This is a genomic window from Garicola koreensis (assembly GCF_014195445.1).
Classification (GTDB): domain Bacteria; phylum Actinomycetota; class Actinomycetes; order Actinomycetales; family Micrococcaceae; genus Nesterenkonia; species Nesterenkonia koreensis.
The window spans coordinates 139,244-164,082 of sequence record NZ_JACIBT010000002.1 but is presented as its reverse complement, the minus strand read 5'-3'; the positions used below and the strand labels follow the sequence as shown (position 1 = coordinate 164,082).

At 59.3% G+C, this 24,839-nt stretch carries 20 protein-coding genes and 2 pseudogenes; 10 read left to right on the top strand and 12 right to left on the bottom strand.

Annotated features, from left to right (window positions below; all coding sequences use genetic code 11):
- Positions 1-57 precede the first annotated feature (57 nt).
- Positions 58-492 carry a hypothetical protein gene (locus FHX47_RS06125; RefSeq protein ID WP_183358029.1) on the bottom strand — a complete coding sequence of 145 codons (435 nt, stop codon included), beginning with the start codon at positions 490-492 and terminating at the stop codon, positions 58-60.
- A complete protein-coding gene (locus FHX47_RS06120) occupies positions 489-1,358 on the bottom strand; it encodes a hypothetical protein (protein ID WP_183358028.1) in 870 nt (289 codons plus the stop codon). The genes FHX47_RS06125 and FHX47_RS06120 overlap by 4 nt, the downstream gene beginning before the upstream one ends.
- A gap of 283 nt (positions 1,359-1,641) precedes the next feature.
- Between FHX47_RS06120 and FHX47_RS06115 the strand changes: the two genes are divergently transcribed.
- From FHX47_RS06115 to FHX47_RS06100, 4 genes and pseudogenes are all read left to right on the top strand, one after another.
- Complete coding sequence (locus FHX47_RS06115) at positions 1,642-1,746, top strand: SDR family NAD(P)-dependent oxidoreductase (protein WP_183358027.1); 105 nt, start codon at positions 1,642-1,644, stop codon at positions 1,744-1,746.
- 276 nt (positions 1,747-2,022) lie between these two features.
- A pseudogene (locus tag FHX47_RS06110) lies at positions 2,023-2,358 on the top strand (SDR family NAD(P)-dependent oxidoreductase); the annotation flags it as partial.
- 179 nt (positions 2,359-2,537) lie between these two features.
- Positions 2,538-3,764, top strand: coding sequence for a M14 family zinc carboxypeptidase (locus FHX47_RS06105; protein WP_246328059.1), 1,227 nt, complete (start codon positions 2,538-2,540; stop codon positions 3,762-3,764).
- A gap of 176 nt (positions 3,765-3,940) precedes the next feature.
- On the top strand, positions 3,941-4,693 hold the full coding sequence (locus FHX47_RS06100) for an OBAP family protein (protein ID WP_183358026.1): 753 nt from the start codon (positions 3,941-3,943) through the stop codon (positions 4,691-4,693).
- A 93-nt stretch (positions 4,694-4,786) separates the two neighbouring features.
- Here the strand turns inward: FHX47_RS06100 and FHX47_RS06095 are convergent, their stop codons facing one another.
- The gene (locus FHX47_RS06095; RefSeq protein WP_281376208.1) at positions 4,787-5,329 is read right to left on the bottom strand and encodes an ATP-grasp fold amidoligase family protein; all 543 of its coding nucleotides are present in this window, start codon (positions 5,327-5,329) and stop codon (positions 4,787-4,789) included.
- Positions 5,330-5,427: 98 nt separating this feature from the next.
- Between FHX47_RS06095 and FHX47_RS06090 the strand changes: the two genes are divergently transcribed.
- On the top strand, positions 5,428-6,540 hold the full coding sequence (locus FHX47_RS06090; RefSeq protein WP_183358024.1) for a hypothetical protein: 1,113 nt from the start codon (positions 5,428-5,430) through the stop codon (positions 6,538-6,540).
- 34 nt (positions 6,541-6,574) lie between these two features.
- Here FHX47_RS06090 and FHX47_RS06085 read toward each other — a convergent pair whose 3' ends face one another.
- The 9 genes from FHX47_RS06085 to FHX47_RS06045 form a co-directional block, all read right to left on the bottom strand.
- Positions 6,575-7,747 (bottom strand): ATP-grasp fold amidoligase family protein, encoded by a 1,173-nt coding sequence (locus FHX47_RS06085; protein WP_183358023.1) that lies wholly within the window; start codon positions 7,745-7,747, stop codon positions 6,575-6,577.
- Positions 7,748-7,775: 28 nt separating this feature from the next.
- Positions 7,776-8,195, bottom strand: coding sequence for a hypothetical protein (locus tag FHX47_RS06080; protein ID WP_183358022.1), 420 nt, complete (start codon positions 8,193-8,195; stop codon positions 7,776-7,778).
- Complete coding sequence (locus tag FHX47_RS06075; RefSeq protein WP_183358021.1) at positions 8,192-10,675, bottom strand: glycosyltransferase family 2 protein; 2,484 nt, start codon at positions 10,673-10,675, stop codon at positions 8,192-8,194. Before FHX47_RS06075 ends, FHX47_RS06080 begins: the two co-directional genes overlap by 4 nt.
- 1 nt (position 10,676) lies before the next feature.
- Positions 10,677-11,345, bottom strand: coding sequence for an HAD family hydrolase (locus FHX47_RS06070; RefSeq protein ID WP_183358020.1), 669 nt, complete (start codon positions 11,343-11,345; stop codon positions 10,677-10,679).
- A gap of 2 nt (positions 11,346-11,347) precedes the next feature.
- Complete coding sequence (locus tag FHX47_RS06065; RefSeq protein ID WP_183358019.1) at positions 11,348-12,088, bottom strand: 3-deoxy-manno-octulosonate cytidylyltransferase; 741 nt, start codon at positions 12,086-12,088, stop codon at positions 11,348-11,350.
- 33 nt (positions 12,089-12,121) lie between these two features.
- Positions 12,122-13,723, bottom strand: coding sequence for an aldolase catalytic domain-containing protein (locus FHX47_RS06060; RefSeq protein WP_183358018.1), 1,602 nt, complete (start codon positions 13,721-13,723; stop codon positions 12,122-12,124).
- A gap of 95 nt (positions 13,724-13,818) precedes the next feature.
- Positions 13,819-15,015 carry a hypothetical protein gene (locus FHX47_RS06055; RefSeq protein WP_183358017.1) on the bottom strand — a complete coding sequence of 399 codons (1,197 nt, stop codon included), beginning with the start codon at positions 15,013-15,015 and terminating at the stop codon, positions 13,819-13,821.
- 764 nt (positions 15,016-15,779) lie between these two features.
- The gene (locus FHX47_RS06050; RefSeq protein ID WP_246328058.1) at positions 15,780-16,709 is read right to left on the bottom strand and encodes an IS110 family RNA-guided transposase; all 930 of its coding nucleotides are present in this window, start codon (positions 16,707-16,709) and stop codon (positions 15,780-15,782) included.
- A gap of 380 nt (positions 16,710-17,089) precedes the next feature.
- A complete protein-coding gene (locus FHX47_RS06045) occupies positions 17,090-18,283 on the bottom strand; it encodes a hypothetical protein (RefSeq protein ID WP_183358016.1) in 1,194 nt (397 codons plus the stop codon).
- A 329-nt stretch (positions 18,284-18,612) separates the two neighbouring features.
- On the opposite strand from FHX47_RS06045, the gene FHX47_RS06040 reads away from it, so the two are divergent.
- From FHX47_RS06040 to FHX47_RS06020, 5 genes and pseudogenes are all read left to right on the top strand, one after another.
- Positions 18,613-19,884: a sugar-transfer associated ATP-grasp domain-containing protein gene (locus tag FHX47_RS06040; RefSeq protein ID WP_183358015.1), complete on the top strand. Its 1,272-nt coding sequence runs from the start codon at positions 18,613-18,615 to the stop codon at positions 19,882-19,884.
- Between the two features lie 31 nt (positions 19,885-19,915).
- Positions 19,916-21,346 carry an ATP-binding protein gene (locus FHX47_RS06035; RefSeq protein ID WP_183358014.1) on the top strand — a complete coding sequence of 477 codons (1,431 nt, stop codon included), beginning with the start codon at positions 19,916-19,918 and terminating at the stop codon, positions 21,344-21,346.
- 457 nt (positions 21,347-21,803) lie between these two features.
- Positions 21,804-23,234 (top strand): annotated as a pseudogene (gene istA, locus FHX47_RS06030) (IS21 family transposase); the annotation flags it as partial.
- A gap of 110 nt (positions 23,235-23,344) precedes the next feature.
- Complete coding sequence (gene istB, locus FHX47_RS06025) at positions 23,345-24,079, top strand: IS21-like element helper ATPase IstB (RefSeq protein WP_183358013.1); 735 nt, start codon at positions 23,345-23,347, stop codon at positions 24,077-24,079.
- Positions 24,080-24,103: 24 nt separating this feature from the next.
- Positions 24,104-24,379 carry a hypothetical protein gene (locus FHX47_RS06020; RefSeq protein WP_183358012.1) on the top strand — a complete coding sequence of 92 codons (276 nt, stop codon included), beginning with the start codon at positions 24,104-24,106 and terminating at the stop codon, positions 24,377-24,379.
- Positions 24,380-24,839 lie beyond the last annotated feature (460 nt).

The following is a 24,839-nucleotide window of genomic DNA, read 5'->3' as shown; positions in this document are numbered from 1 at the left end:
TACTGTGCGTGAGGACCCGAGTCATTTACCTCATGGGGCTCTGATCCCCACCCGGCACTACAGTTTCCAGGTACGGTCAGATTGCTTGAGCTCGTTGACCATCAGCTCAACGTTCCCCAGGTCCCTAAACGGGCTCGCCTTCGCTAAATCCGTGATTGAGTCGAGCAAACTCGCAGCCGCCTGGGAATCGTCTCGACTCATTGCGACGTCTAGGTTGTCGAACAGACGCCGGAAGTTCTCGCGGCGTTCATCGTGGGTCAGCTCTAGCCCGCGGAGCAGTATGTCTCGCTGTCCGCTGATACGTTCCCGCTCGGTTGCTTCCCAGGCGCGAATCTCTTCACGCCGTGTCGACTCTTCCTGGATCGCCTTTACCCACTGGTCTGCAACATCGACCATCTGGAAAACAACGCGACCCAAATCGACGTCCTGCGCTGCGTTGCTGCGAGGATTGTCCTGTCTGTTTGACGACCCTGTATCCGGAATTTCGCTCATGAGTACTTCTCCACGATCTCGATCGAAATGTCAGTTAGTTCACCGGTATCCGTATCAAGGACGGGCGTCTCGATAACCTCACCGATCGCGGTTACCAGTTGCAGTGCCCGTACGAATTGCTCTCCGTGGGCGTCCGGATCAAAGTCCAGCGCTTCGAGTTCGTGGACCGCGTACTCCGTGCGGGCAACCAGCTTGGAGAGAATAGCCTGCAATCCCCTGATACGCGTGTCGACACCGTCCAACAGGACTTTCACGGTTTCCATGTTTTCAATATCAACCGCAACTTTCGCTGCGTGCTCTCTAGCCTTGGTCTTCCGTTTCGCCCCGACGATCCCCACAGTGAGGCCTCCGATGAACGCCACAGGCGCAAACATGATTAACTTCATGACGATCGCGCCCGCGACGACGCCACCACCACCTGCCGCCACCGATCCTCCACCAAGCCAAGCAAGCGTCGCGTTAGTCGCAGCCGCCCCGGTAAGACCGCTGATAGCGGTACCGGTGCTCGCCGTTGCAAAGGTGGTCACTCCCCAGAGAGCGGCGCCCTGAGCACTTGCCGCTGCCCCCAGCGCACCAAATCCGCCGAATAGTCCCATTCGGGCTTGTTCAATATCGAACTTCAGCTTCGGCAGCGACGGCAACGCGACGTCAACCCCCGCAACTATCTTCCGGTCCAATCGCTCGACAAGGTGCTGGTTCATTTCAAACCACGCGGCAAACCGACCGATCGTCTCAGCTTGGGCCCGCAGCTGATCCCTGCCGTATTCCTCCGCGATTTTGTGCGTTCGTTCCTGGCATCCTTCTACAGCGGCGACGGCTTCTTCATGGTCGTGGTCGGCCGACTTCGCGGTTCGGTTGGCCTGCACTAGATCGGTAACGCCTTTTCCAGCCGCCCCGACTCCAGCAACAATTGCCGCACCGAGAGGAATTATTAAGGGGGCAACCAACGCTGTCTCCGATCTGAAGGCTATGAGGTCCAGCGTACACAGTTGGGGGCAAAAGCCACCTGTGCTCACCAGGGACCACGCCTGAAGAGAAGCTACTTGTACGCTTTACGCCCTATACAGCAGAGCGCCAGCGGGGTGGGCTTGTCCCAGAAATAGAGCCTCCACCAGAATGTGCAGCACGCAGTGAGGTGAGCGGATCAGCATGAGTGTGATCACGGAAACCGGGGGACGGAAGACGGCTCTGGTCACCGGGGCAAGCAGCGGAATCGGTCGCGAGACCGCACGCCAACTGGCGGAGCTGGGATGATGAGTCATCGCCGTTGCCCGCAGCGAAGAGAACCTGGACGATCTGGCAGCCGGAGTCGAGCCCCGGCCTGCCGATCTGACCGCCTTCCCCTACCCTGACCTCATCCCCGTGCGGGTCGGCGCGCTGCTCCATGCCGCCGGTATCGTACCCACCGGAGGAGTCGAGAAAGCAACCCCTGAGAACTGGACCTCATCTCTTACGCTGAACGTCACTGCAGGGACAGAACTCGTCCGCCAATCCCTCGCCAGCCTGCGGCAGCACTGAGGCACAGTCGTATTCGTCAATTCCGGGGCGGGAGCCACTCCCCTGCCGCGCAACACCGGATACGCCGCCACCAAACATGCCCTGCGCGCACTGGCCAACGGCCTGCGGCAGGAAGAACAGGAACACGGAGTACGAGTAACCTCCGTGTTCCCAGGACCAACCGATACCCCACAGTTCCAGGGAGACGTCGACCGGTCGCAACTGATCCACCCTGCCACCGTGGCACGCGCGATCGTCAACGCCATCACGGCCGACGACGACGCCCAACTCACAGAAATCCAGATTCGCCCACGTCAGGAGCACTCCTGGAAGAAGAACCGCCAGCAGCTGCGCTCTCACTGCGGCTGATCCGGGTTGGGCTCGAGTCACCGTAAACGCGCACTTTATCAGACAAACTGAACGGTCGGTCGGGCCATTGAAGGTGGCCTAAATCACATATAGGCTGCGGAGTTGACCCCAACACCGACAGTAGTGGGTCCCGCCACTCGCATAGATGGCGGTATCACGAAAGCACCTTTAGGAGAACAATGCAGTCCACCAATAAACGCGTCGGCTGTCGCCGTCGCGGCCTCGCGGCAGTAGTGACCGCCGCCTCACTCATGCTCGCTGCACCAGCCGGCATCGCGCCCGCAATGGCCGGGCAAGGGGCCGAGTCCCCCTCGGCTAATAGCCAGACCAACAATGGCAACGCGCAGGGGACGAACAACGGGAATGGTCAAGGTGCCAATTTCCCCTCGACAAATGGCCAGACCAACATTTCCAGCATCCTGACTTATGCGGATATGCAAGAGGAGCTGGAGAAGCTAGAGCAGACATCCCGTTTCAACGTCGATGTTTTCACGCTTGCCGAGGCCGGTATGTCCGTGAACACCTCTGAACAGGACCGTGACCTCTACGTAGCCACGGTGGGGACGGGCCCGGAAGATGTCTGGCTTCAGGGCCGGATTCACGGCAATGAACCCTATGGCACGGAATCGCTCCTGACCTTACTCAAGGACCTGGGCACGAACGGATCGCCGGATTACGACCTTCTGCGCGAAAAGTACACCTTCCATATCATCCCGATGTATAACCCGGACGGCTCCGAGGAGAACATCCGCCACACCATCCTTAACGGGAGTGAACAGCGTGTCGACCTCAACCGGGACTGGACCGAAACAGGTTTCGCGGCGAAAGAATCCTTGGCGTTCTATGAATACTGGACCATGGTGAAGCCGGCCTTCGGTGTGGACATCCACCACCAGGGATTGAAACAACAATGGGATACCGGCGACGACGTGACCTTTTCACTCGGCATTTCCCTGGCCCCAGGCGGACCCACCCTGCCCGGAATTGAAGATGGCACCTACGACGTGTTGACCCGGCAGATGCTCGTGCATGTCTACGACCAACTGTCGAAGTACGGATCCATCAACATGGACCGCTACCAGGTGGGCAACGGCTTGGAAATCGACATCAAAGGCGGCGTCGTGTCAGCGATGATGTTGGGCCTGGATTACCAAGGATTGAATTCCGATGGTCACTCCAACCCGGTCATCTTCTACGAAACGAGCGGAAACACCTCAGACGGAAGCCTCGGCCAGAAAGCCCGGGGCAAGTCGATCCAGCAGAATGTGCGGGCCCTAGAGGAGCTTCTGCTCGGAATGGCCACGGGCGAAATCCAGCAAAAGGATCCGGAACGGTGGGAGGACATCCCCCACCAGCCAACGACCGGATACCAGACGGACTACGACGGAATCGTTCCGGTCCAGTAGTCAGAACTAAACACATGGGGATCCTCCTGCTGTCGGGCGGGAGGGTCCCCATTATGGCTGTTCCAGCACCGACTCTTACCCTGCGAACAACGAAAAACCAACGACGACGCAGCTTCCTGCCGGCCCTAAACGCCGAACTATTCACTAACGCAGGCCCTACTGCGTAGCCTGACCCCATGGAAGCCACACAATGGAAGTCCATTGGTCTTGGGGCCGCAGCTGGGGCGAGTGCCGCGGCAAGCGTGTTCCTGGGCCGCAAAGTCGCACAGACTGCCAAGATCAGCAGTGGTCACCCGCTGAAGCACCGGGCCCTGGATCTGGCATCCGGAGTAATGCAGGCCAAGTACCCGTTGGAGGCGATGAGCACCTACCTCAACGGCTTCCACATGTATGCCGATGAGATGAACCGTCAGGTGGAGGCGAGCCATTTCTGCATCCACCTGCGCCATGACCTGCACCAATGCGTGATCTTCGACCGCAACGCCGCCGATGCTCGGCTGATCGGTATCGAGTACATCATCCCCGAAGAGCGGTTCCGCGACCTGCCTGAGGACGAGAAGAAGCTCTGGCACAGTCACCACTACGAGGTGAAGTCCGGCATCCTGGTCGCCCCGGGTGTCCCGGAGATCGCCGAACGCTCGTACTTCAACGACCTGGTGACCACCTACGGCAAGACCTTCCACACCTGGCAGTACGACCGCGACGACTTCCCCTACGGGATCCCGCAGCTGATGATGGGATTCACCGACGACGGCCAGGCAGACCAGGACCTCATCTCCGAACGAGACCGCCGCATCGGTATCTCCACCGCACAGCGGCGCAAGAGTCGGGCACAGATTCCGAAGCCGGAGGTGGCCGAAGGTGCCAACGCCTGGGAGACCGGCCAGACCCTGCAGACCCGCCTGCAACACATGAACTTCAAACGGTGACCACAAACCCACGACGACGCCGCAGCAGCCATTGGGTGCCACATCTCAGGGTGCCGCAGCAGCGAACACGCGAGTTGCTGCCGTCCAGCTTCACTACCGAGTGAGCCGCCGGTACACCTTTCGCACGGCCTGAGGCAGCGTGAGCTGGGGGTGAGAGCGGGGCTGGGCGGGCTGGTTCTGCGCCAGCACCCGTCGTCGTGCCGCGGTGTGAGCGTCCACCAGGTATCGGTTGATCTCGGGGTCAACGCCGCTCTGCGCCAGTCGCTGCTGCGCTTCGGCCAGCCGGAACCCACCGAGGCTGCCCTGATTGTAGAGGTAGTAGGCGTAGCGCTCGTACTCGGCCAGACTGATCTGTGGGTGTGACGCCAGAATGTCGGGGTCGGTTGCCTGCAGCAACGTGCTCCAGGTGTGCGGCCGCTCGACCGCCTCGCCGCTGAGCGTCTTCTGCGCGTCTGCGAACAGCCGGTCGAAATAGTCGAGGGTTTCTTCGCTGTAGGTGATGGTGCGTTTGTACTCTGCCCCGGATGAGAACGTGAACTCGCCGAAAGCAGGCCCCTCGTCGGTGTCATAGAGGTCGACTCGCACGAACGGCGCATCGGTCATCTGCGACAGCTCAATAGCCCACCGCGAGAGCATGACCGCAGCCCTCGGCACCACCGGGACATCAAGCGACGTGTGAACCCGCAAGCACTTCGAGACCGCCTGAACGACACAGTCCCAGTAGTGTTAGTGGCATGACCCAGTCGTTTGAGAAAGCCGCCGGCGGCGTTGGCCCGGAGGGGACGCTTGACCGTACTCCGTTGGAGACGTTCATTTTGCAGGAACTGGAGCCAAAGCGCCACGAGATAAATGACTGGGGCTCCGTCAAGGGCCACACCAGATTGCTGGCGACTACTGCTAGGGGCCGCAGGCTCCACATCCAGAGGATCGGCGGGAAGAAGTCGCGGGCCTACACACTCTCCCGGTCGGGCGTTCGGCTGGGCGGGATCGATGAACAGGTCACCACTCTGGTCAGCCACCAAGCTTTGCGCGCTAGCGCCTCCCGCGAATTGACCAGACAGTATCTGGCACTCTCGGACGTCCCGCACCTGCCCGCTCGAACCTTTCACATTTCACAGGGCAAAGCAGCCGCAGCCTTCATGGACCGGCTGGGCCAACCGGTGAGCATCAAGCCGTCCTCAACACGAGCGCGCGGCGGTTCGGCTGCGAACCTCACCACAGCCCAGCAGTTGGCCGAGGCGTGGGAGCGCGCCGGTGCCGCATGCTCGGAACTTGCCGCACCCCGGCAACAGGTAGATGTGGAAGCTTTCCTCCCCTGGGTCCCGCTACGGTTATTCGTCGTCGGCGAGGAGGTGGTAGCCGCAGTAGCCAGGATTCCGCTGTATGTCATGGGCGACGGCGATCAAACTGCGCACGCGCTGGCTGAGAAGGAGTTGCACCGCCGCAACTCATGCGCGTTTCTAGAGCGGATGACGAATACAAACGCCCACAACCTGCTGGAGAGCCTCTCCGTTGATCCCGGTACTGTGTTGAGAGACGGAGATCTGCTGGTGCTGAGTCACGACCGCATCGGACAACGCGGAGTCGGCTGGAGTGTTGACGTGACCGAACGCATCAGTCCTGAACTGGCCGCTCTGGGAATCAACGCGACATGGGCCTTTCCTGGCTTGAGAGCATCTGCGGTGGACATGTTACTTCCGTCGTTAAGTGAAGGGCACCGTGCGATCGTGGCACATTTAGAGCCCGGAGCTGACTTAACAGAATTCCGGTACCCGGCTTTTGGCAAGGCGCAGTATCCGAACCTTGCGATAATCCAGCGAATATCTGAGGCTCAGTCCCGCGAGTGACCGTTGTAGCGACGGTAACGCCGGTCAAAGCTAACTACTGCGAGGACTCCGATGGCGGAAACACCCTTCTGCAGACCTTCCGTGCGACTTTACCCAGCAACGGCTGGGCAGGTTTGGGGCGTGCTTTTACTCGCCGGGCCGCTGCTTTATGCGCCTCAGACACATAGTGATTAATTGAGTTGTCAGCGCCGTCGTCCTCTAGGTTCCTTTGGGCCTGCGCCAGTCGGTAGCCGCCTAGGCTTCCTCGGTTGTAGAGGTAGTAGGCGAAGCGCTCGTACTCCGCCGCACCTATCTGTGGCTGAGCAGCCAGAGTCTCTGGGTCGGTGGATTGAAGTGCGGTGCTCCAAGTGTGGGGGTGCTGCACGGGAGCCCCGTCCAGCGTCTTCTGCGCATCGAGAAACAACCGGTCGAAAGTGTCGAGAAGCTGTTGGCTGTAGGTGACTGTTCGCCTGATTTCTGCCCCAGAGGAGAAGGTGAATTCCCCGAAAGCCGGCCCATCGACCGTGTCATAGAGGTCTACTCGCACGAATGGCGAGTCGGTCATCTGCGAAAGTTCAATAGCCCATCGCGACAGCATCACGGCGGAGCGCGGCACTACGGGCACGGCCGACTGTAAGTCCTTGGCCTTAAATTTGTAGTCCCGTCCTTCGATCAGTGGCTTCAGGTCGCTGCCTAGCTTCACCATTCGAGGAGGTGAAGAGTTTCTGTCGATCTGGGCCACCATGGCGATCTGGCCCTGGAACATGTAGAACTTGTAGTCGAAGGGCGCGGCCCCGGGTTGCAGCCCGCAAAGGAACTCCTCAACAATCCAAGCAGGCTTCTTCCGTCTAAAGCGTGCCGCTACTGCCCGTTGTCTTTCGCGGATCGCATCCAGGGTCCATTCCCGCAGCGCCATGTGGTCGAAGTACCGGTCCCCGCCCGTTCGCTCCAGAAGCATGACGCCTTTCGCGGACCAGCCGTACGCGAACTTCAGAGCTACCCGGTCCCCCAGCACCTCAGCGGTGATCTGATCCGGCGATGAAAGGAGGGCGTGCTGAGCGGGAAGACCGAGGCGTGCACCGCCGAGGCGTTTGTCTTCGAGTAGCCGACGGACCCGGGCTTTGTTGGAAAACCTTTTGCGCTGTTTGGCGCCGCGCTGACGCAACGCGGTTGCATTGAAGCTAAGGAAAGGGGACTCGTTATTGGGCTTGTCGAATGTCATCAGCATGATCCGGTTCTGTGTGCGTCGGCAAGATTCAGCTCTGCGAGCTGTTGGGGTCTTGCAGTTTCTGCTTCAGTTCCGCCACTTCATCCTCAAGCTGGAATCGGTGAGTTTCTAAAGTCGCTAACAGTCGCCGCTCTGCGGATTCGATCCGCGCCTCTGTGAAGTCGAGTGTCTTGAAACGGTCGGCCGTCCGGTTATCCAGGCGACGAACTCCGGCTGCGGTCTCCCTAATTCGTGGATTAGTTGCACGCACCAGTTCCCTAGTTCGCTGTACGGACTCCTTGAGTGCGATCAGAGTGAACACCACCAGAACGCTGAAGACTCCAAAGCTGACGACTGCACCCACCCCGGCCACCATCCATGCCTCTAGAAGGATCGCGATCAAGGTGACAAGAAGAGACAAACCCAGTATGCAAAGTAGCCCAATTTGCGGGCCGGAGAAGCCTTTCACCGTGGTGTTCTCTCCTGTGTGGTCGGGCGGCCGGTGGCCATGAGCGAGTCCATGAGTTCACGATATCCGTCAGAGTGCCAGGTGCTGGCGAACTCCACGCCGCGCCGCGATTGTTTGAGATACTTATCGGCATCCTGAGTGTACTGCTCAATGGTGTTCCAGACCTCTTCTGGGGCCGCATAGAGTGCGGCTTCTCCATAGATAGGGCGCATCCAAGTGGGCAGCACAGCTATACATCCAGCAGCTAGGGCTTCAAGGACGGAATGTTCGACGACGGCGGCCGCGCGCTGCTGCGGATAATGGACAAAGAAGTCCAGGGACCGGTAGTACGTACGGCGGCTGATCTCATTCTGTTTGAAGCTCAGCCATGCCGACGGGAGCCGCTTCTGCCCTATTACTCGCAGCAGCATGTCCTGGTCTCCGTAAAAGCGAACGTCGGCGCGCCCGTCGGTCGGCCAAATCTGCTCGATGGCTCCTCGAGCGTCCGGCCAGAGGGCGGCGGTTTCCCCGGCCCACCGCCCCATGACTGGCTTGGTGTTTCGTGGCCCCCGACGTCTGGTTGACCACGCGCTTGGGTCGAAGGCGGTGACATAGTCGCAGCCAGCAAGCTCGGCAGCGTCGACGAGGTCACCGAGCTGCCTGCGAACGGCGGTGGAGTCGGGCACCCACACTGGCCTGCGCCCGAAGAACTCCTCGGCGTGGCGGGAGCAATCCGCCGGGATGTAATGAACTAGAAAGTCGTGGGCCACCCATGCTGGCTTATCGGCGACCACCGCGAGCTGCTCAACAGTAAAACCTACCCTCCCGTGGGGCATGAATTGGAGCAGCTCGGGTGTCCGAACGAGCATGAGCTTCACGGTGTAGAAGGTCTCGTCCCAGATAAGATGGGAGACCTCGCCGCTGGATATCATTCTCTGGATCGGTTGAGCGTAGGTGCGTGCATATTGCGATATGTGAATCGGGCTCTCTAGATGCAGGACACCTACGCGGTAGCCGGCCCGAATCAGTTCCCGGATCTCTTCTAAAGCCATCGCCTGGGTGTGCCCGTAGTCGCACCAATCTGCGGTGAAGACGACGTCGAGTTCTTCAGTTTTCTCCGGCGGCGAAGTGAACCGCGGGGGGATATATATGGGGTCCTGGGTATGGGCCGCCCGGCGCAGGTCGCTCGGCGTGGCAGTGGAGTGCCAACTCCGGTAGCTGCTCCAGAAGGCGCGCCGCGCAGGATGCTGCCATCCAGGCCGAAAATCTGAGCGCGAGAGAGAGTTCGGGAGGATGCGCATGAAGATTAGCGGCTCGGAGATCTGGTAGACCGTACTGCCGGAGTAGGCCGATATCCGGTCACGCAACTCGTTGTCGCTGGCTTTACGCGCCGGGATGTACCCACCAAGCTCTCGCATGATAGTGGTACGGGCCATCAGCGTTGGCGCAGAGGGGATGAAGGGGCTGTATCCACGGCGGATGCGCACCAGATCTTCGGTCATATTGACTGTGTAAACCTGGTTTCCGGGCTGGTGCGGGTTGCGCATCAAGTGGGTCACCTGCGTCTGGATGCGCTGCGGGTGGGACCAGTCATCGGCGTCCTGGCCGGTGATGAACTCACCGGCGGCGTGCGTGATGCCCACATTTCGGGCGGCGTAGGTCCCGCCGTTGACATCAAGTCGAATCACCCGGGCGCGTGCGTCCAGGCCTTCAATCTCATCGAGCACCGGTGAGTATTCAGCCGGTGACGCGTCGTCGACGACCAACAGCTCCAGGTTGCGCCAGCTCTGTTCCAGGATGGAACGGGCCGACTGGATCAAGTCCGTTCTCTCGGGCTTGAAGCTGGTCATGATCACCGTGACAAGTGGCCCCTGGGGCTGCGGACCAATGGTTGGCGCTGTAGTCAGGCGGTTGAACGGCACATCATCGCCTCTGCGCAGCCTGATCGGAGTGAGGTCGTTAAGCACAAACTGCCTATTGAACCGGTCCAGCCATGTCGCGTGGGCTCGGCCATCGAGATCATTCCGAATGAATGGGTTGCGCGCGTCTGCCGCAATGTAGGAATAGAAGTGGCTTCCTGTATCGGGCCGTTGGACGAGCAGGTCGTCCAGCTCTGTGAAGAGCCGCTGCTCAAAGTACAACTCGGCCAACAGCTTACCGAATCGCCGTCCACTGCCAGTCGCGTTATCCAGCACAAGTTCAAGCGCTCGGGTTGCAAAAAGCGTGTCGCCCGTCCGGACGTCTTGGAGTGCCACCGCCTCTGCCAGCCGTGCCAACGCCGTTGGGTCGATAGAGTAGACGGAGAGCGTGCCCTGCAGAATCTTGGTGTGAAGCTCGTCGAATGTCAGGGTCCCGTGGCTGGCCTCGTAGGCAAGCAGCTCTCGCATGTGCACCGATTCGCTGCGTAAGGCTGTGCGTTCAACTTCGGCTCCGACGAGCCCGGCATCCTTGCTGTAGAGTTGCAGCAGGCGCGTGCGGAAGATCGCTTGCCAGTCGGCCATGTCAGTGCTCACTGTCACCCCGCATCGCGTCTTGGATGCTGTGGATGCTGACGATGCCCTTCTCCCGGGTCCAGTCTTCCCACCCAGAGATTTCGGTCCATCCGGAGACGAAGATGAAGTCCAGACCCGCTGTGGTCGCGGCTCTGTGGTCGTAAGTGCTGTCCCCCAAGAACAGCGCGGGCGTGGGGAGATTTTCGGCGCTTGCCTCGCGGGCCAGGATTTCGTCCTTGGTATCGGGACTGCCGAGTATTCCGCCATCGAAGTGCTTATCGATCCCCCGGGCGGCGAAGACCTCCCTCAGTTCCTCCTGGTCTCCCCCGGAGACGATCAGCCAGCGCGCATTCACTGTAGCGTTGCGGAGCGCATCGAGACCCGGGGTGATCTCGCAGGTCATGAGACCTTCGTGCACCAGTGCTGCATAGTTTTGAAGCAGCTGCTTGAGGCTGGGCCCCTCTCGGCGGTCTGTCATGTCCTCGAGAAACAGCGCAAACTTCTTATACCGTGAGATACCGCCGTTGTTGACGTGGAAGTCCACCAGACGCTGCGCGGCGTCCTCCCCGTAGGGAAGTGCGGTCTCATAGAAGGCTTCTGTCTTGATCCGGTTGGAATTGAGCACGACGCCGTCGCAGTCGAAGACCAGCGTCGCGTAGTCCTGCATGGTTCGTTGCATATTCAGGCTTTGCCAGCGGCCTTCAGCGCTGCTTCTGCTTTGGGGGCATCTTCGGGTACGTCCACCGCCAGGCTGCCAGGTCGCGTTTCCACCAGCCGGATCGACTTACCGAGTTCCAGGAATCGTAAGATTTCGATGTCCTCGCTGCGTTCGAGTTCGCTCTTGCGACCGAATTCCCTAAACGCAGTCAGTTCCTCTCGGCTGAAGGCATAAATACAGACTTGCTTCTTATACCGTGCAGGTGCGTTCTTGGCATCCTTGTGCCCTGGCAGAAGCGCCCGGGACATGTAGATCATTGTGTTGTCTTCGGTGGATATGACCTTGGGTATGTTTACGCTGTGTGGGTCTTCGTTCTCCGAGATCCAGCTGAAGCCGTTGACGACCTGTTCAGGATGCCGGGTTTTTTCATCACGCACTTTCAGAATATCCGGCGGGAAAACCAGCGGCTCATCGCCTTGTACATTGATGTAGATATCGGCCTCCACGCTTTGCGCGGCCTCTGCCAGCCGATCAGTGCCGGTCAGGTTGTCATCACTGGTGAGTACGGCATTGCACCCGGCGTCCTCGACGGTCTCGGCGATGCGCTGGTCTTCGGTGGCGACATACACGTTCTCTGCCCCGACCGCTTCCGCGGAGAGCTCTGCGACCCATAACACCATAGGTTTACCCAGTAATGGCACCAGCGGTTTACCGGGATACCTGCTGGAGGCGTACCGGGCCGGAATCACAACAACACTGCGCAAGAAAACCTCACTTACCAGACATACTCCAGACGGTTACAGAGCGTACACAGACTCGGTGTGGACGCCGTAGTGGGTGGGCGTGATGGCGGTTAAAGGTAGAGAGTCGGCGTGAGCTTGGTAGGCCTCGATAAGGCTTTGCATCTCTTGGTCGCGGGGGTCTCCGGCGCCGTAGCCGTCGAACCCAGCTAATAAGATCCGCTCGGCGCTTCCCGACGTGGCCAGGGCCAGTGCGTAGCCGATGACCAGCGCACTGGGCATCACGCAGTGCGTTTCGCCAAAGCTCACGTGCTCCGCCGTGTCGACGGAGAGCCCGAAATCTAGGACCTCTTGGCCGTCCAAAGTTTCCCGTACTTCGTCAGGAAGCATGGATACCGGCGCCACCAGGGGCTGAGGCAGCTCTGCATGTTTGGCGCTGTCCGCCAACAGACGTACCGGGTGAGAGGCGACACGCAGGTCGATGAGGTCAGCTGACACGCTGGATTGGGTGTTCAGCGCCACCACGAGGGGTTGCCGCCGTCGGATGAAACTTTCAATGGCATGTTGATGGTCATGGACAGCGGGCCCTGCACCTAGCACCAGAACCTCCCTGCCGCTGAACCGTTCTGTCGGTCTCCAAGACCCGCGGGGCGCCTTGCCGTAAAAGTGCCGGGCATTCTCAAGCGTGGTGGCGTTGTACTTCTTACCACCTTCGCTGCGCAGGTGGTTGATGACCGAGAGCACGTCTTCCTCGTCGTAGCGTGAGTCGGAGAGCATGGTCTGGATATACGTGGGATGGATTCCGTACTTGCCCGCCAAGTAGTAATAGGGGTTCTTGCCCCATCCGTGACGCTTTTGCATCGGTTTGAAGTGCTTACGAATCAACGACATCAGAGGCACCAAGTTGGGCTGCTGGCCACGCAGCGCGGCCATCTCGATTGCAACTTCTTCGGTCTTCGCGTTGCCTGGCCCGCGACCCATACCTGTCACCGTGGCATCCACCCACGTCACACCTTCATCTATCGCGCGTAGCACGTTGGACAGTGCGAGCCCCATGTTCTCGTGGGTGTGGATGCCTAGGGGGCCGTCCCATTCGCTGCGCATCCATTGGATGATCTGAGCGGCCTGGTCCGGGGACATACTTCCGAAACTGTCCGCAAAATACAGTGCGTCCATGGGGCATTGAGTGGCTTTGCGGGCCAGCTCCTTGACTTCGCGTTCGCTGCGGTCGGCGACCTGCATGAGGTTGAACCCAACCTTGTATCCCTTGGTTTTGAGCCAGTTCACCGCGGGTAAAGCCTGCTCAAACTCGTGCACGTGGCTGGCGATGCGCACCAAGTCTACTGGGGAATCCTCCGCTGACGCCGGGAACAGCCTCTCCAGTACCTCTTCGCGTGGTGTGTCGCCGACCAATTCGGCAGCATTAACCATCACACCTACCATTAGTCCGGTGGGCAAGGGCAAGCCACGCAGGTAGTCATCAGTAGTGTAAGCGGAGGCTCCCGCGAAGCCTGTCGTCTTCAAAGACCTGAGGCCGAGTTCCACTGCGTCCACGCCGCTGTGCTTCATGGCGTCCAGGTAGTCGAGTACCAGCGCCTCAGGGAAGTCCCAGGCGTTGTAATACCCACCGTCCCGCAGAGTGCAATCAAGAAAAATCATCGAGTTTCTGCTTTGACCTCATCGCGGAGCAGACCGCAAATTGCGATAGCCCCTCTGGTGGTTCGGACTGACCAACCGACTCTAACACGCAGTGATCACCTCTGAGCGGAGGCTGGAAGCAGTCGGATAAGCCGGTCTGCAACATCCTTCCAGTCGAGGTCATATGAAATTTTCCGCAAGCTTTCATTTTCCGCTTTATGGCGAGAGCTGTCGCCAAACATAAATTCAACGTCGTCGCCTTGTTTATGGATCTCTTCGTAATCGGATAGGCCGCTGCCGTGGACTATGCCGGGCTTATTCAGCACCCGAGAGACCAGCATGGACCCGGTCCCAGATCGCGTTACGAAGGCGTCTAGTGCAGAAAAGGCCTCAAGCTTGATCACGGGGGAGGCACCGACGAGCACTGTGACGTCAACGGTATCTTGCATGGCGGCGGCCATCTGCTGAGCAAGCTGCAGTTCACCGTTCATGTGCCGCAGATCGAGGTCATTAGGTGTCAAAGACAGGGTCCAACCATCAAGATAAACGCGAACTGGGCCCCCTCGAACTTCTGCGACGGCATTCACGACCTTGGGTATATCCTCGTCCAGCGTGGCCCAGGTACCGCGGGCCGTGGAAATGTCAAATGCAAGGGAGGTAGTGTTTTTCTCCCTCCTAGACTTCGGCAGCGAGCTCAACGAACCCCTGACTCGCTCGTCGAACCGCTCGAGGATTCCATCAAGATCACTTTCAGGATACCCGGAGTATCCTAACTTCACGTAGAACGTACCCAGGAGACCAGTGACGTGATTGAGATAGGCAGAGTTTGTGCTGTAGATGGTACGGTTTGACACCAGTCGCTCCAGCGGAAAATACTCACCGCCATGGAGTTGAACTATCTCTGCCGGCGCTGAACCCTCTTTATCGCTCACCTGGCGAACGTGTTCCCACAACGCGGGGCCGACCTCATAAAAAAAGTGATATGGCCGGTGGTGAGAAACGACGAATCCTTTGAATTGGCGCCGCGTGGAGGGGAACGCCGCCTCGTGTTCGATGCGCTCAGCTAGCTTCTCAAGCATAAAGTAGGTGATGTGCCGAAAGCCGAGTAGAAGGCGCCGCCGAGGGAAATAGAGCGCATCGACGAATGACACGCGTTGGATCACGTAGAACGGGTCGTTCCCATCCCAAAACCCCAAGAGGTTGTAGCGGTCATCCATGGAGCAGGAAAACCAACACGCCACTCGTTCGCCGGTGAAGGGGTGGGTTAACTTGGGCTCGCGCTCCGTACGGCATGCACGGGCGAACTCCATCATTAGTCTGTCCTGGCGGGCACCACCGACATACTGTTCGAAAACGTCGAGCTCTTGGGACGTACAGTGGTCCTGTAGTTTGGACCTGAACCGGCGTCTAACGTTCAGGACAGTGCTTTTGGTCACGTGCTTAATTCTCCCTGCATGCTACGAAGGCTGGCACGCTGAGAGTACTATAACCTATCTCTCATATGGTGAGGCACCGCCCACGCCCAGCGGTTGAGCTGATTTAGGAGAGGTCATCAACATAGCCGCCAATTGTGGGCACCCTGAGCTTGGCCTTGTCCGCAAGTCGCGGACACTTGCTTAGTTCGTCAGGCTGTTGCCTGAAGTCCTTCTGACTGTCCTTGCACGGCGAGCATCACGTGTTCCTCGCTGCACATCATCGGGGCCCCGACCCCATCTTCCTGCTCTACTCAAGATCCTCCGCGAGTCGCCAGCCCCACCCCAGTGACGGATAGCCTTAGTTGGAAGCAGTAGTCTGCGTTGTTGAAGCCATGAGACCCGATGTGCACGAAGTGCTGAGATCCAATGTCCACGATGTGCCGAGATAACACATCAACAACGCAGACTACCGCTTCCAACTCTCGCTACGCGCCACCCAGGTCCGACACTCCTATGGATAAATGTCAAGTGTTTGGGGCGAGGGTTCTGCCGGTCAGGGATCGGCAGATGATGGGGTAGAGCTGGCGGACGAGGTAGCGTTTCAAGCAACGGATGATCTCCATTTTGGTTTTGCCCTCTGCGGTTTGACGTTCAACGTAGTCTCATGTGCTCTGGTCGTAGCGGATGCGGACGATCACCACGTGATACAGCGCAGAGTTGGCTTGCCGGTCGCCAGCTCGGTTCAGCCGGTGTCGGTTGGTCTTGCCCGAGGTGGCTGGGATCGGACAAGCGCCGGTCAGGGCAGCGAAAGTGGCCTCGGAACGCAGCCTGGCTGGGTTATCGCCGGCGGTGATCAACAGCTGTGCGGCCGTGTCACGCCCGACACCGAAGACCTGCATCAGCTCAGGGGTGTGATCATCCAGGAGCCGTTGCATATGCCGGCCAAGATCCTCGATCTGTTCGGTGAGATGTTTCCATCGCCTGGCCAGTAGCCTCAGGCTGTAGGCCGAGGCCTCTTCAGCGCTCACCGGGCCGCGGGTGGGCCGGGAAGCCGCCAGCGCGGTCATTAGTTTGGTGTTCGACAGCCCACGGTAGCGTGAACGTAACTGTTCGGACCCGGAGATCAGCATCGCCTTGATCTGATTAGTCGTCGCTGTCCTGGCGCTCAAGGCCGAGGACCTGCTGGTGCGCAGCACCCGGAGGGACTCGACCAGTCCGTCGCCGCCTTTGGGGGCGGCGTTGGCCCGTCCGGAGAGGACCGCCTCGGCAGCAGCGTAGGCATCGAAGGTGTCGATCTTACCCTGCAGGCGTCGATCGAAGCGGTTGGGCCGGTTGACCTCTACGACATCCAGACCAGCTTCCCGTGCAGCTCGGGTAACCCCGGCCCCGTAGGAGCCGGTGCATTCGATGCCGACAGCACCCAGTTGGGGCCATCGATTCAAGAACCCTAGCGCCGCGCGGTAACCCGCAGAGGTTGCGGGGACCTGGAGGTCATCCAGGGCGGTGCCGAGGTGATCGACGACGGCCACGTGATGAGTATCGGCGTGGGCATCGATCCCGCCGTAGACCAGAGTCTGGGTTTCAGTAACCATGGGACTGTGCCCTTCCTGCGTAGTGGGGGTACGCAGCTCGGCATGGGCGCCAGTCAGTTCACTATCGGGGACTTCGCCAGACTCCTATCAGGACATGACGGCCCCGCCGGGCTGCACTGTACTGTGAGCCCGGCCAATCGACACGTCGGAGGAAGGACAACCACCAGCAGGTGGCGTCAGAAGAGCCGTGAGTCAGACCCGGCCACTACACCATCATGGCCCAGAGCCGTGGGCCGCCACATCCCTTAAGGAGTCAGACCAACCGGTCCACACCATCAATAGTGAAGAGCCACCAGTCCTTCATCACTTCCAGCCCGCTTCAAACAAACTCATCGTCTATCAGGATCACCGCCCACTTAGCCACGGCGACTTACCACGATTCAGTCCACTGTCTGTGTCTTCCACTTGTTACGAAGAAGCGTCACGAGTGCCGAAGCGACATCTCGCCAGTGGACATCATACGGAATCGAGTGCACTTTGATATTCGAACTGTCGTAAGCGGGCCTCCCCAAAACTGTCGTGACTTCGCCCCCCTGCATGTGGATGTCTTCGTAGTTGGCTAGACCACTGTGATGTACTACGCCAGGCCGACCAAGAATCCGCGACACGAACATCGAGCCCGTGCCGTACCGGGATACAAATGCGTCCACCCCTGCCAGGTTTTCGAGCTTGTCCCGCGGGTTCGCGCCCACTAAGTGATCCACCTTGGTAGCCGAATGTTCCAGCCGGTTTTCGATGCTCTCCGCCAGGCGTCGTTCCTCGGTGACCCTTCGCATGTCCCTAGAGCTCGGGGTGTGTGGAAGGGTCCATCCATCGAAGATGACGTGAATGTCGGAACCCGTAGCTTGGGCGACATGCTGCACGATCTTCGGGATATCTTGTTCGATAGACCTCCAGGTGCCCTTTTCGTTGGAAATGTCGAATGCAAGGGTCAGCAGCCCCAGGCCAGCTGGACACCGACTTTCATCGTCCCGAACAATGCGCGATAGGTTGATCGAACGATCGAACTGGTTGATGCTCCGCTCTTGGGCCCTATCCTTGAGTCCGGCGTAACCCACCTTCAGGTAGTACTTTCCCCGCAGCACGGTGTGGTGGTTTAAGAACCGCGATGAAGTAGTATAACAGAAGTAATCAGGGAACAGAACGTTGACCGGCAGGTAATCACCGCCTTGAAGCTGGACTAACTCGAGAGCTCGCTTGGTGTTCCGATCCCCCTCCCAGCCAAGGTCGATATCCCGCATAGCGGGCAGAGCATCATAGAAGTAGTGATAAGGCCGATGGTGGGAGGCGATGAAACCGGCAAACCGGCGGCGCGTCGAAAAGTCACGTCCTGCCAAATCGACCTTCTGGAATAGCTCGTCGAAATGGTCTTGCGGCAACCTGAAACTAAGCACCAAGTCTCTCTCGGGGAAGTAAAAGGCTTCCATGGACGATACGCGCTGGATCACGAAGAAGGGCTCAGCGCCGTCGGTGAATCCGAGAATGTTGTAAACGTCGTCATGACTAAATGAGTCGTAACATCCCGCGCGCTTTCCCGAGAGTGGATGGATGAATGGTTGAGGATCATGTGCCATGCTCCGGTGTGCCAACGCCAAGATCTCTCCGTTGCGTTGCTTCTTTGTGGCGTATCGTTCTAAAGCAACCACTTCCTGGGCCCCTAAGACATCTTCCAGTCGTGACGGGGACCATTTCCTCAATCCGATTACCTGCGGTGACATAGTCTGGGACTCTCTCACTAACTCTGCGTTTCAGAACTTCAGCAACCGTCGCTGCGCGCATACCATAGTGGCCTACGATACCGCTCCAAACGACAGAAGCTCCTTGCCGGGCACCCCGACCCGGGACATTCGCCTTCCGCGCTACTGCACAGTTTGCTATAAAGCGCGTCCGCTAAGCTTTTGGGATGGCTAAAGAGTCTCCGTCTTCCTTCCCAACCCCGAGAGAGCTACGTCAGCGATGGTTCCCCTCCTACACGGGGAAAGGTATCGCACCGTTACTTGTCCGATGGAATTGGTTCTCGCACCATGGCCAGCACGGCTACAGGGCCTTCTTTGATGACAAATTGACTTTTTCTGGTGCATACTCTGTGCCACAGCCTCGAACTCTCTGGGCGATCAGAGGAGGTTACGCATACTCACCCACAGGCGAAAAGGTCCCTGTTAGCAGACTGGCCCCGCAACTGCCTAGAACCTACTTCGTCAAACCAAGGTCTAGCGCTGGCGGCCGGGGCGCATTCCTCGTAGATGAAGGCATAGCAGTGCTAGCCGAAGGAAAGCATGTTAACACGAGTCTCCAGGATCTCTTGAGTCAGAGGCTCGCTCGGGGTAGTTACCTAGTTCAGGAAGCCATCCAACAAGTGCCCAGTTATGCCGCACCGTCGGCCAGCTCGATTAACACCGTCCGAGTCACTACCCAGTACTTAAAATCCGGCGAAGTGGTGCCACTTGGCGCTACTTGGAGGGTGGGAACCGGTCATTCCATAGTGGATAACGCTACCTCTGGTGGCTTTTACGTAGGCATCGACATTGACTCGGGAAAGTTGCTGGGGGGGGCAAGGAACAACAGGCGCGAAAAATATGAGCGCCATCCCTTTACAGGGTTTGAGTTCACTGGATACACGCTTCCAGGATTCGACTCAGTTCTTGCAGTTTCTAAAGAGGCCCACCGAATGGTGGGGAACCCCCCCAGCGTCGCCTGGGATATCGCGATGACCCCTGAAGGGCCGCTCGTAGTGGAGGGCAACACAAACTGGCTAGTCTCCCTCCACACGACAGTAGACAAGTCTTTCGGAAAGAGGGCTCTGAACGCATTCTATTTGAGCTCGGGACTGCCAAAAGGAAATGGATGGGAAGCCATGAAGCTACGCCCTGACCGCTTTGACCTAACCGATGCCACGCTTGAACTGCAAGCCAGAGGGCTAGGCGCGGAGTTTGAAAAGTGGGTCACACGACTCGCGAGAGATAAAGGCATCGCGTGCAAACTCGTCTGGCTTCCGAATGACACCCTGCGTCTACACCTCGGCGGTATGCAATGGATCCTGGAGCACGTGATCTATTCCATCTTTAACGGCCCAAAAGCCCGCAGAATCGATAGACTTGACGTTGTAGATGCACAGATACACGCTTACTCCACCCAACACACAGTGTTTTCCGGCGCACCCCTGACTTCGACCTAAAGGCCACATTCCCGACTTGAGGAAGATGTACATGCACGTATCAACTGACCTTGAAATCACTTGGCCTTTCCATTTTCAGCCTGCGGCAGTTCGTAGCGGATTCGGCGGCGGAAAACTATCCAGTTATTGCATCGCACTAGAGGCATGGCGTAGAGGGCTGGTGGTGAGCTTCCTGCCCCCCGATGCGACCCAAGTGGAAATTAGCGACGGGACGACTACCGTCAGGTTCGACCACTCGAGGTCAAGTCGCATCACCCCAGTGGCTCAAAGGCTTGTAGAAAGCAAGCTTCAGACCTCACAGACGCTACGCGCCCACGGCGTGCCAGTCCCGGAGTCTTATGCCTTCAACACTCGCGAGTCGCAATTAACTGACGTCGTGGATGTAGCTGAAGACCTCGGGTACCCGGTCGTATTAAAGCCAGTACGCGGCAGCATGGGCAAAGGGGTGTTTGCCAACATTCACAATGTCGAACAGCTAACCGCTTGCTACCAACATCTTGTATACGAACTCAAGAAAGACAGGATTCTACTTGAGCGCCATCACCTAGGGCGCGACATTCGTGTTTTTGTCGTTGGGGATCGCTTCATCGCTGCGGTCGAGAGGCTCCCTGCCAACGTCGTAGGCGACGGGAAGAGCACCATCAATCAACTCATTACCGCTAAGAATCTTAGCAGGAAGAAGAACCCATTCCTCTCTACTGGCTTGATATCTAAAGATTATGAGGTAACTGAGCAAGTAGCCCGGGCCGGTTACACTTTCGAAAGTGTGCCTAGCGACGGACAGCATTTGGCACTGCGCGAGAAGGCTAATGCCAGCGCCGGAGGCGACGTAATTGATGTGACCAATACGCTACCCCCTAGGGTAAAACAAGCTGCCGTATCAGCAGTTAAAGCGATACCCGGCCTCCCCGCTGCCGGAGTTGATATACTTTGGGATAGCAAAGAGACCCGCGTCAAAGACGACTCCTTTGTGATTATCGAACTCAATTCTCGGGCTCACATTGGGGTCAACATGTATCCAACCGTTGGAACAGGACAAGACTTGCCAAAGGCCATTATTGATGACCATTTTCCAACCTCTCCAAGGCGCGAGGCCGAAGCCTTCGCCGACTTAACCTTTGACCGCAAAAGTTTCGGAACAGCCATTTCTTCAGGGCTGGTAAACCGCGTAGTGCTCGCACCCCCGCCCGCCCATGGCTACCCTGTGCGTCGCCTCTACACGGTTCCCCGTGCACTGAAGCTGACACAAGGTCAAAGAAGTGCTCTTTCCAAACAGGCGAAACGCCTCGACGTGGCGTGCACGCTTCGGCTTTCGGGTGGCTCCCCGCAAGTAAAGTTGGGGGCCTCACGCCTGGACTCCATCCGTCATTTTCACGCGGCTTTGACAGAGGAGCTAAGCAAACAGCCTCAAGAGGCGGATGAATGGTGTCGGCCACTCTATGCAGGCTTTAGGGTCATCTAGAGGTGCGCTCTCGCCACGCCCGCGCTTGGATGTCCCACGTGTCCACGAGGCCGAGGGGCCCAGCCCCTAGGCGGGTACCTCCCCAATACAGGTCGCCGTACGGCACCGCAGACGGCGACCCAGACCCTAGCAGCGTGCGAGTGTGTGTGATCAACTTTAGTTAGGCCGGTTGAGCAGGGGTTTCCGGCCATTTGGGTGGCTGGTTTCCTGCCAAAAGAGCGCGGAAAATCCGGCCACTTCGAATTGCTCCATGCGGCTGGCTGTTGGTCCCGGGATCTCGGTCAGCGGTGGGGCGGATATCGAATGTTGATCACCGAGGGTGATGGTCCCTGGCCGGCTCGCTCAGAGTGGGGCGGTCATGGGCCCGTCACCGTTAGATAGGTTCTTCTCCAAGCGCCCCATAGCTTCCGACCAAGGGTGGCGCTGGAGAGGAACTGGAAAGTAGATGACGGTACCCATGACCGTAGTAGAGAATATTAGACGACTGGACGCTGATGGTGTCTCGGCTCGTCAGATCGCGATCGAGCTGGGGGTCAGCCGCGGCTCGGTGGCTAAGTACACCAGCATCGAGGATTACTCCCCGACACCGCCGCGGCCGGCGGCCCGTCCTGGCGCCCAGTCGCTGGAGGGCTTCACCGAGGTCATTGATGCGTGGCTGGTGGATGATGCTCGTCGGCCGCGTAAGCAGCGCCACACCGCCCGTAGGGTCTTTGACCGGCCGGTCACCGAGCACGACTACACCGGCTCGTATTCGCCGGTGCAACGCTATATCAAGGCCCATAAGGCCGCTCACCGTGCTCGTGGTGAGGGGTTCCAACAGCTGGTGTGGCCTGCGGGCACCGCCCAAGTGGACTTCGGTGAGGCCCAGGCGCTGATCGCGGGGGTGAAGATACTGCTGCACATTCTGGTGGTGACGTTCCCGTATTCGAATATGCGCTTCGTCCAGGCCTACCGGGGCGAGACCGCAGAGTGCGTGGCCCACGGGCTGCGGACCATCTTTGAACACATCAACGCCGCGCCACGGCAGCTGATCTTCGACAACGCTACCGGCATCGGCCGGCGCACTGGCAAGAAGGTCATCGAGTCGAAGCTGTTCGGCTCCTTCAAAGCCCATTACCGGTGCCAGGGACGCTACTGCAACCCCTACTCCGGCCATGAGAAGGGCAACGTGGAAAACGCCGTGGGGTTTTTACGCCGCAACATCATGGTCCCCGAACCCGAGGCCCAGAGCATCGAGGGGCTGAACCAGATGCTGCTGAGCCGGTGCGCCCAGCTGGCCGAGGAAGACCACTACCGTAAAGGCGCCCCGATCGTTGAGCTCTTCGGCGAGGACGTGGCCGCCTGCCTCGAGCTGCCGGGCATCGGCTTCGATCCGGTGCGCTACGAGTCCCGTCGGGCTGATAAGACTGGGGCGGTGCTGGTGGAGTCCAACACCTACCTGGCTGGCCCGGCCTTTCATGATCGGCTGCTGACGGTAGGGATCCGTCACGACCGCATCGAGATCCTCGATGAACACTGCGCCCCGGTGGTGGTCTTCGACCGTGTCTACGGCAAAGCTGAGGCCACGATCCTCGCACCGGGCTCGCTGCTGCCAGCACTGGTGGCTAAGCCCGGGGCATGGGGCAACTCACCAGTGCGGACGCTGGTGGCTGACCCGGTCCGTGACTGGCTGGATGCCGCCGCTGATGCTGATCGGGCCCGGCTGCTGACACATGTGGATCAGGCCGCCACCGCCACTGATTTCGACACTGCAATCGAGGCTGCGACCAAGCTGATCACCGTTGGTGATGACCCCGCATCGGCGGGGCTGGGGATGCTGGCCCGCCGGATCGTCCAAGGCGCCGAGCCCGCCACCGCGGTGGTGGACCTGGGCGTCTATGACCAACTCACCGGCATCACCAACACCATCGAGGAGAGTGCGGCCGCCCAACAGGTCATTATCGAGGAAGTCAGCACCGAGGAAGTCAGTACTGGGCAGATCGCTGTTGAGAAGGCTGCATGAGCACCACGATTACCACTGCTGATGTCGTGGAGGCCGGTAAGGGCAGCTCGTTGACCCAGGCTGTGCTCACCGACTGGGCGGCCAAAGGCACCCCGAAGCAGCGCGAATACCTCTACGGGCTGCTGATGGACGAGCATGCCTCCCGCCGTCATGCCCGCCAGGTGCGGCTGTTGAAGGCTGCGAGGCTGCCGGCGGTGAAGACCTTCACCGGCTATGACTGGTCCCACATCACCTTCCCAGATGACTACAGCCGGGACCAGCTGATGAACCTCGAGTTCCTCAACACCGCCGGGGACCTGGTGTTCTATGGTGATGTCGGCACCGGCAAAACCCACCTGGGCTGCGCCCTGGTCGCTGAAGCATGTCAGCAGGGGATCCCGGCGAGGTTCTTCACCACCGCCGGACTGGTGGCCCAGCTGCGCCGCGCCCAAGAGGCCGAACGCCTGGACAAGGAACTTGCCTCACTGGCCAAAAATAGGCTCCTGGCCATTGATGAATTCGGGTACCTGCCGATCGATACCGAAGGAGCACGGCTGCTGTTCCAGGTCATCGCCGAGGCCTATGAACAGCGCAGCCTGGTGATCACCACCAACCTGGAGTTCGCCCGGTGGGGAACTGTCTTTGGTGATGACAACATGGCCGCCGCCGTCATCGACCGGATCGTCCACCACGGTCGCCTGCTGCATTTCCGCGGCGAGTCCTACCGCGTCAAAAACGCCCTGATGAAATAACCCCCCCCTGGAAGGAACGAACCTATGGACACCACCGCTTACCAGCCCTTCACTGAGGCAGAGCTCGAGGCCATGCGCGCCATCGAGGCCGACCAGGACTGGCACAACGAAGCCCAGGCCCGCATCGCCCACGCCGACGCGCTGCTGGAGCGCATCAGTCAGGACATCGAGACCGTGCCCGCCCACGCCCGTGCACACGCCGCCGACATGCTGGATTCGGTTATCGACCTACTGGAGCGAATGAACAGCCGTTTCTCACCAAAAGGCGCCGAACCAACGCCCCAGGAGCCACCCTTCTGAGCCGCCCAGATACGCCTGAGAACCAGCCCCGTGCTCTTCTGACCGGAAACCACGCTCACGTGGCCGGATTCTTAGCGCTCATCTGGCAGGAGAAAAGTTGACAGAACACAGCGAGTTACGAGGCAGGTTATCGATGGCGATGAGAGGGCCTGCGAGTCCCCCGTTAGCTGTGAGACTTGAGCTGGCTGGTCCGCGATCGGCTGGCAGGATAGGGACTGGCCCCCGAAAGGAAAGACCCGCAAAACAATCCGTAATCGCCCTAGCCTGCAGGCGCCTGGACACCCTTTACGCCATGCTGCGCGACGGAACCTTTTACCAAGACCCCGAGACCATCAGCGACAGCACCAACCACGCCCTGACGGCCTGACAAAAACCATAGAGACGCCCCCGAGAGAATTCCACGATGCGTAAGGAACTACAGTCAGAACATGAACGAACCTGGCTTCTGGTACTGGCGGCC

Bases quoted from the DNA above. Each gene is read 5' to 3' on its own strand.
- istB (WP_183358013.1), top strand. From the start codon at position 23,345: ATGAGCACCACGATTACCACTGCTGATGTCGTGGAGGCCGGTAAGGGC.
- FHX47_RS06055 (WP_183358017.1), bottom strand. From the start codon at position 15,015: ATGATGGAGTTCGCCCGTGCATGCCGTACGGAGCGCGAGCCCAAGTTA.
- FHX47_RS06115 (WP_183358027.1), top strand. From the start codon at position 1,642: ATGAGTGTGATCACGGAAACCGGGGGACGGAAGACGGCTCTGGTCACC.
- FHX47_RS06105 (WP_246328059.1), top strand. From the start codon at position 2,538: ATGCAGTCCACCAATAAACGCGTCGGCTGTCGCCGTCGCGGCCTCGCG.
- FHX47_RS06100 (WP_183358026.1), top strand. From the start codon at position 3,941: ATGGAAGCCACACAATGGAAGTCCATTGGTCTTGGGGCCGCAGCTGGG.
- FHX47_RS06075 (WP_183358021.1), bottom strand. From the start codon at position 10,675: ATGGCCGACTGGCAAGCGATCTTCCGCACGCGCCTGCTGCAACTCTAC.
- FHX47_RS06095 (WP_281376208.1), bottom strand. From the start codon at position 5,329: ATGCTCTCGCGGTGGGCTATTGAGCTGTCGCAGATGACCGATGCGCCG.
- FHX47_RS06035 (WP_183358014.1), top strand. From the start codon at position 19,916: ATGCACGTATCAACTGACCTTGAAATCACTTGGCCTTTCCATTTTCAG.
- FHX47_RS06045 (WP_183358016.1), bottom strand. From the start codon at position 18,283: ATGGCACATGATCCTCAACCATTCATCCATCCACTCTCGGGAAAGCGC.
- FHX47_RS06125 (WP_183358029.1), bottom strand. From the start codon at position 492: ATGAGCGAAATTCCGGATACAGGGTCGTCAAACAGACAGGACAATCCT.
- FHX47_RS06050 (WP_246328058.1), bottom strand. From the start codon at position 16,709: ATGGTTACTGAAACCCAGACTCTGGTCTACGGCGGGATCGATGCCCAC.
- FHX47_RS06090 (WP_183358024.1), top strand. From the start codon at position 5,428: ATGACCCAGTCGTTTGAGAAAGCCGCCGGCGGCGTTGGCCCGGAGGGG.
- FHX47_RS06060 (WP_183358018.1), bottom strand. From the start codon at position 13,723: ATGATTTTTCTTGATTGCACTCTGCGGGACGGTGGGTATTACAACGCC.
- FHX47_RS06085 (WP_183358023.1), bottom strand. From the start codon at position 7,747: ATGCTGATGACATTCGACAAGCCCAATAACGAGTCCCCTTTCCTTAGC.
- FHX47_RS06020 (WP_183358012.1), top strand. From the start codon at position 24,104: ATGGACACCACCGCTTACCAGCCCTTCACTGAGGCAGAGCTCGAGGCC.
- FHX47_RS06070 (WP_183358020.1), bottom strand. From the start codon at position 11,345: ATGCAACGAACCATGCAGGACTACGCGACGCTGGTCTTCGACTGCGAC.
- FHX47_RS06040 (WP_183358015.1), top strand. From the start codon at position 18,613: ATGGCTAAAGAGTCTCCGTCTTCCTTCCCAACCCCGAGAGAGCTACGT.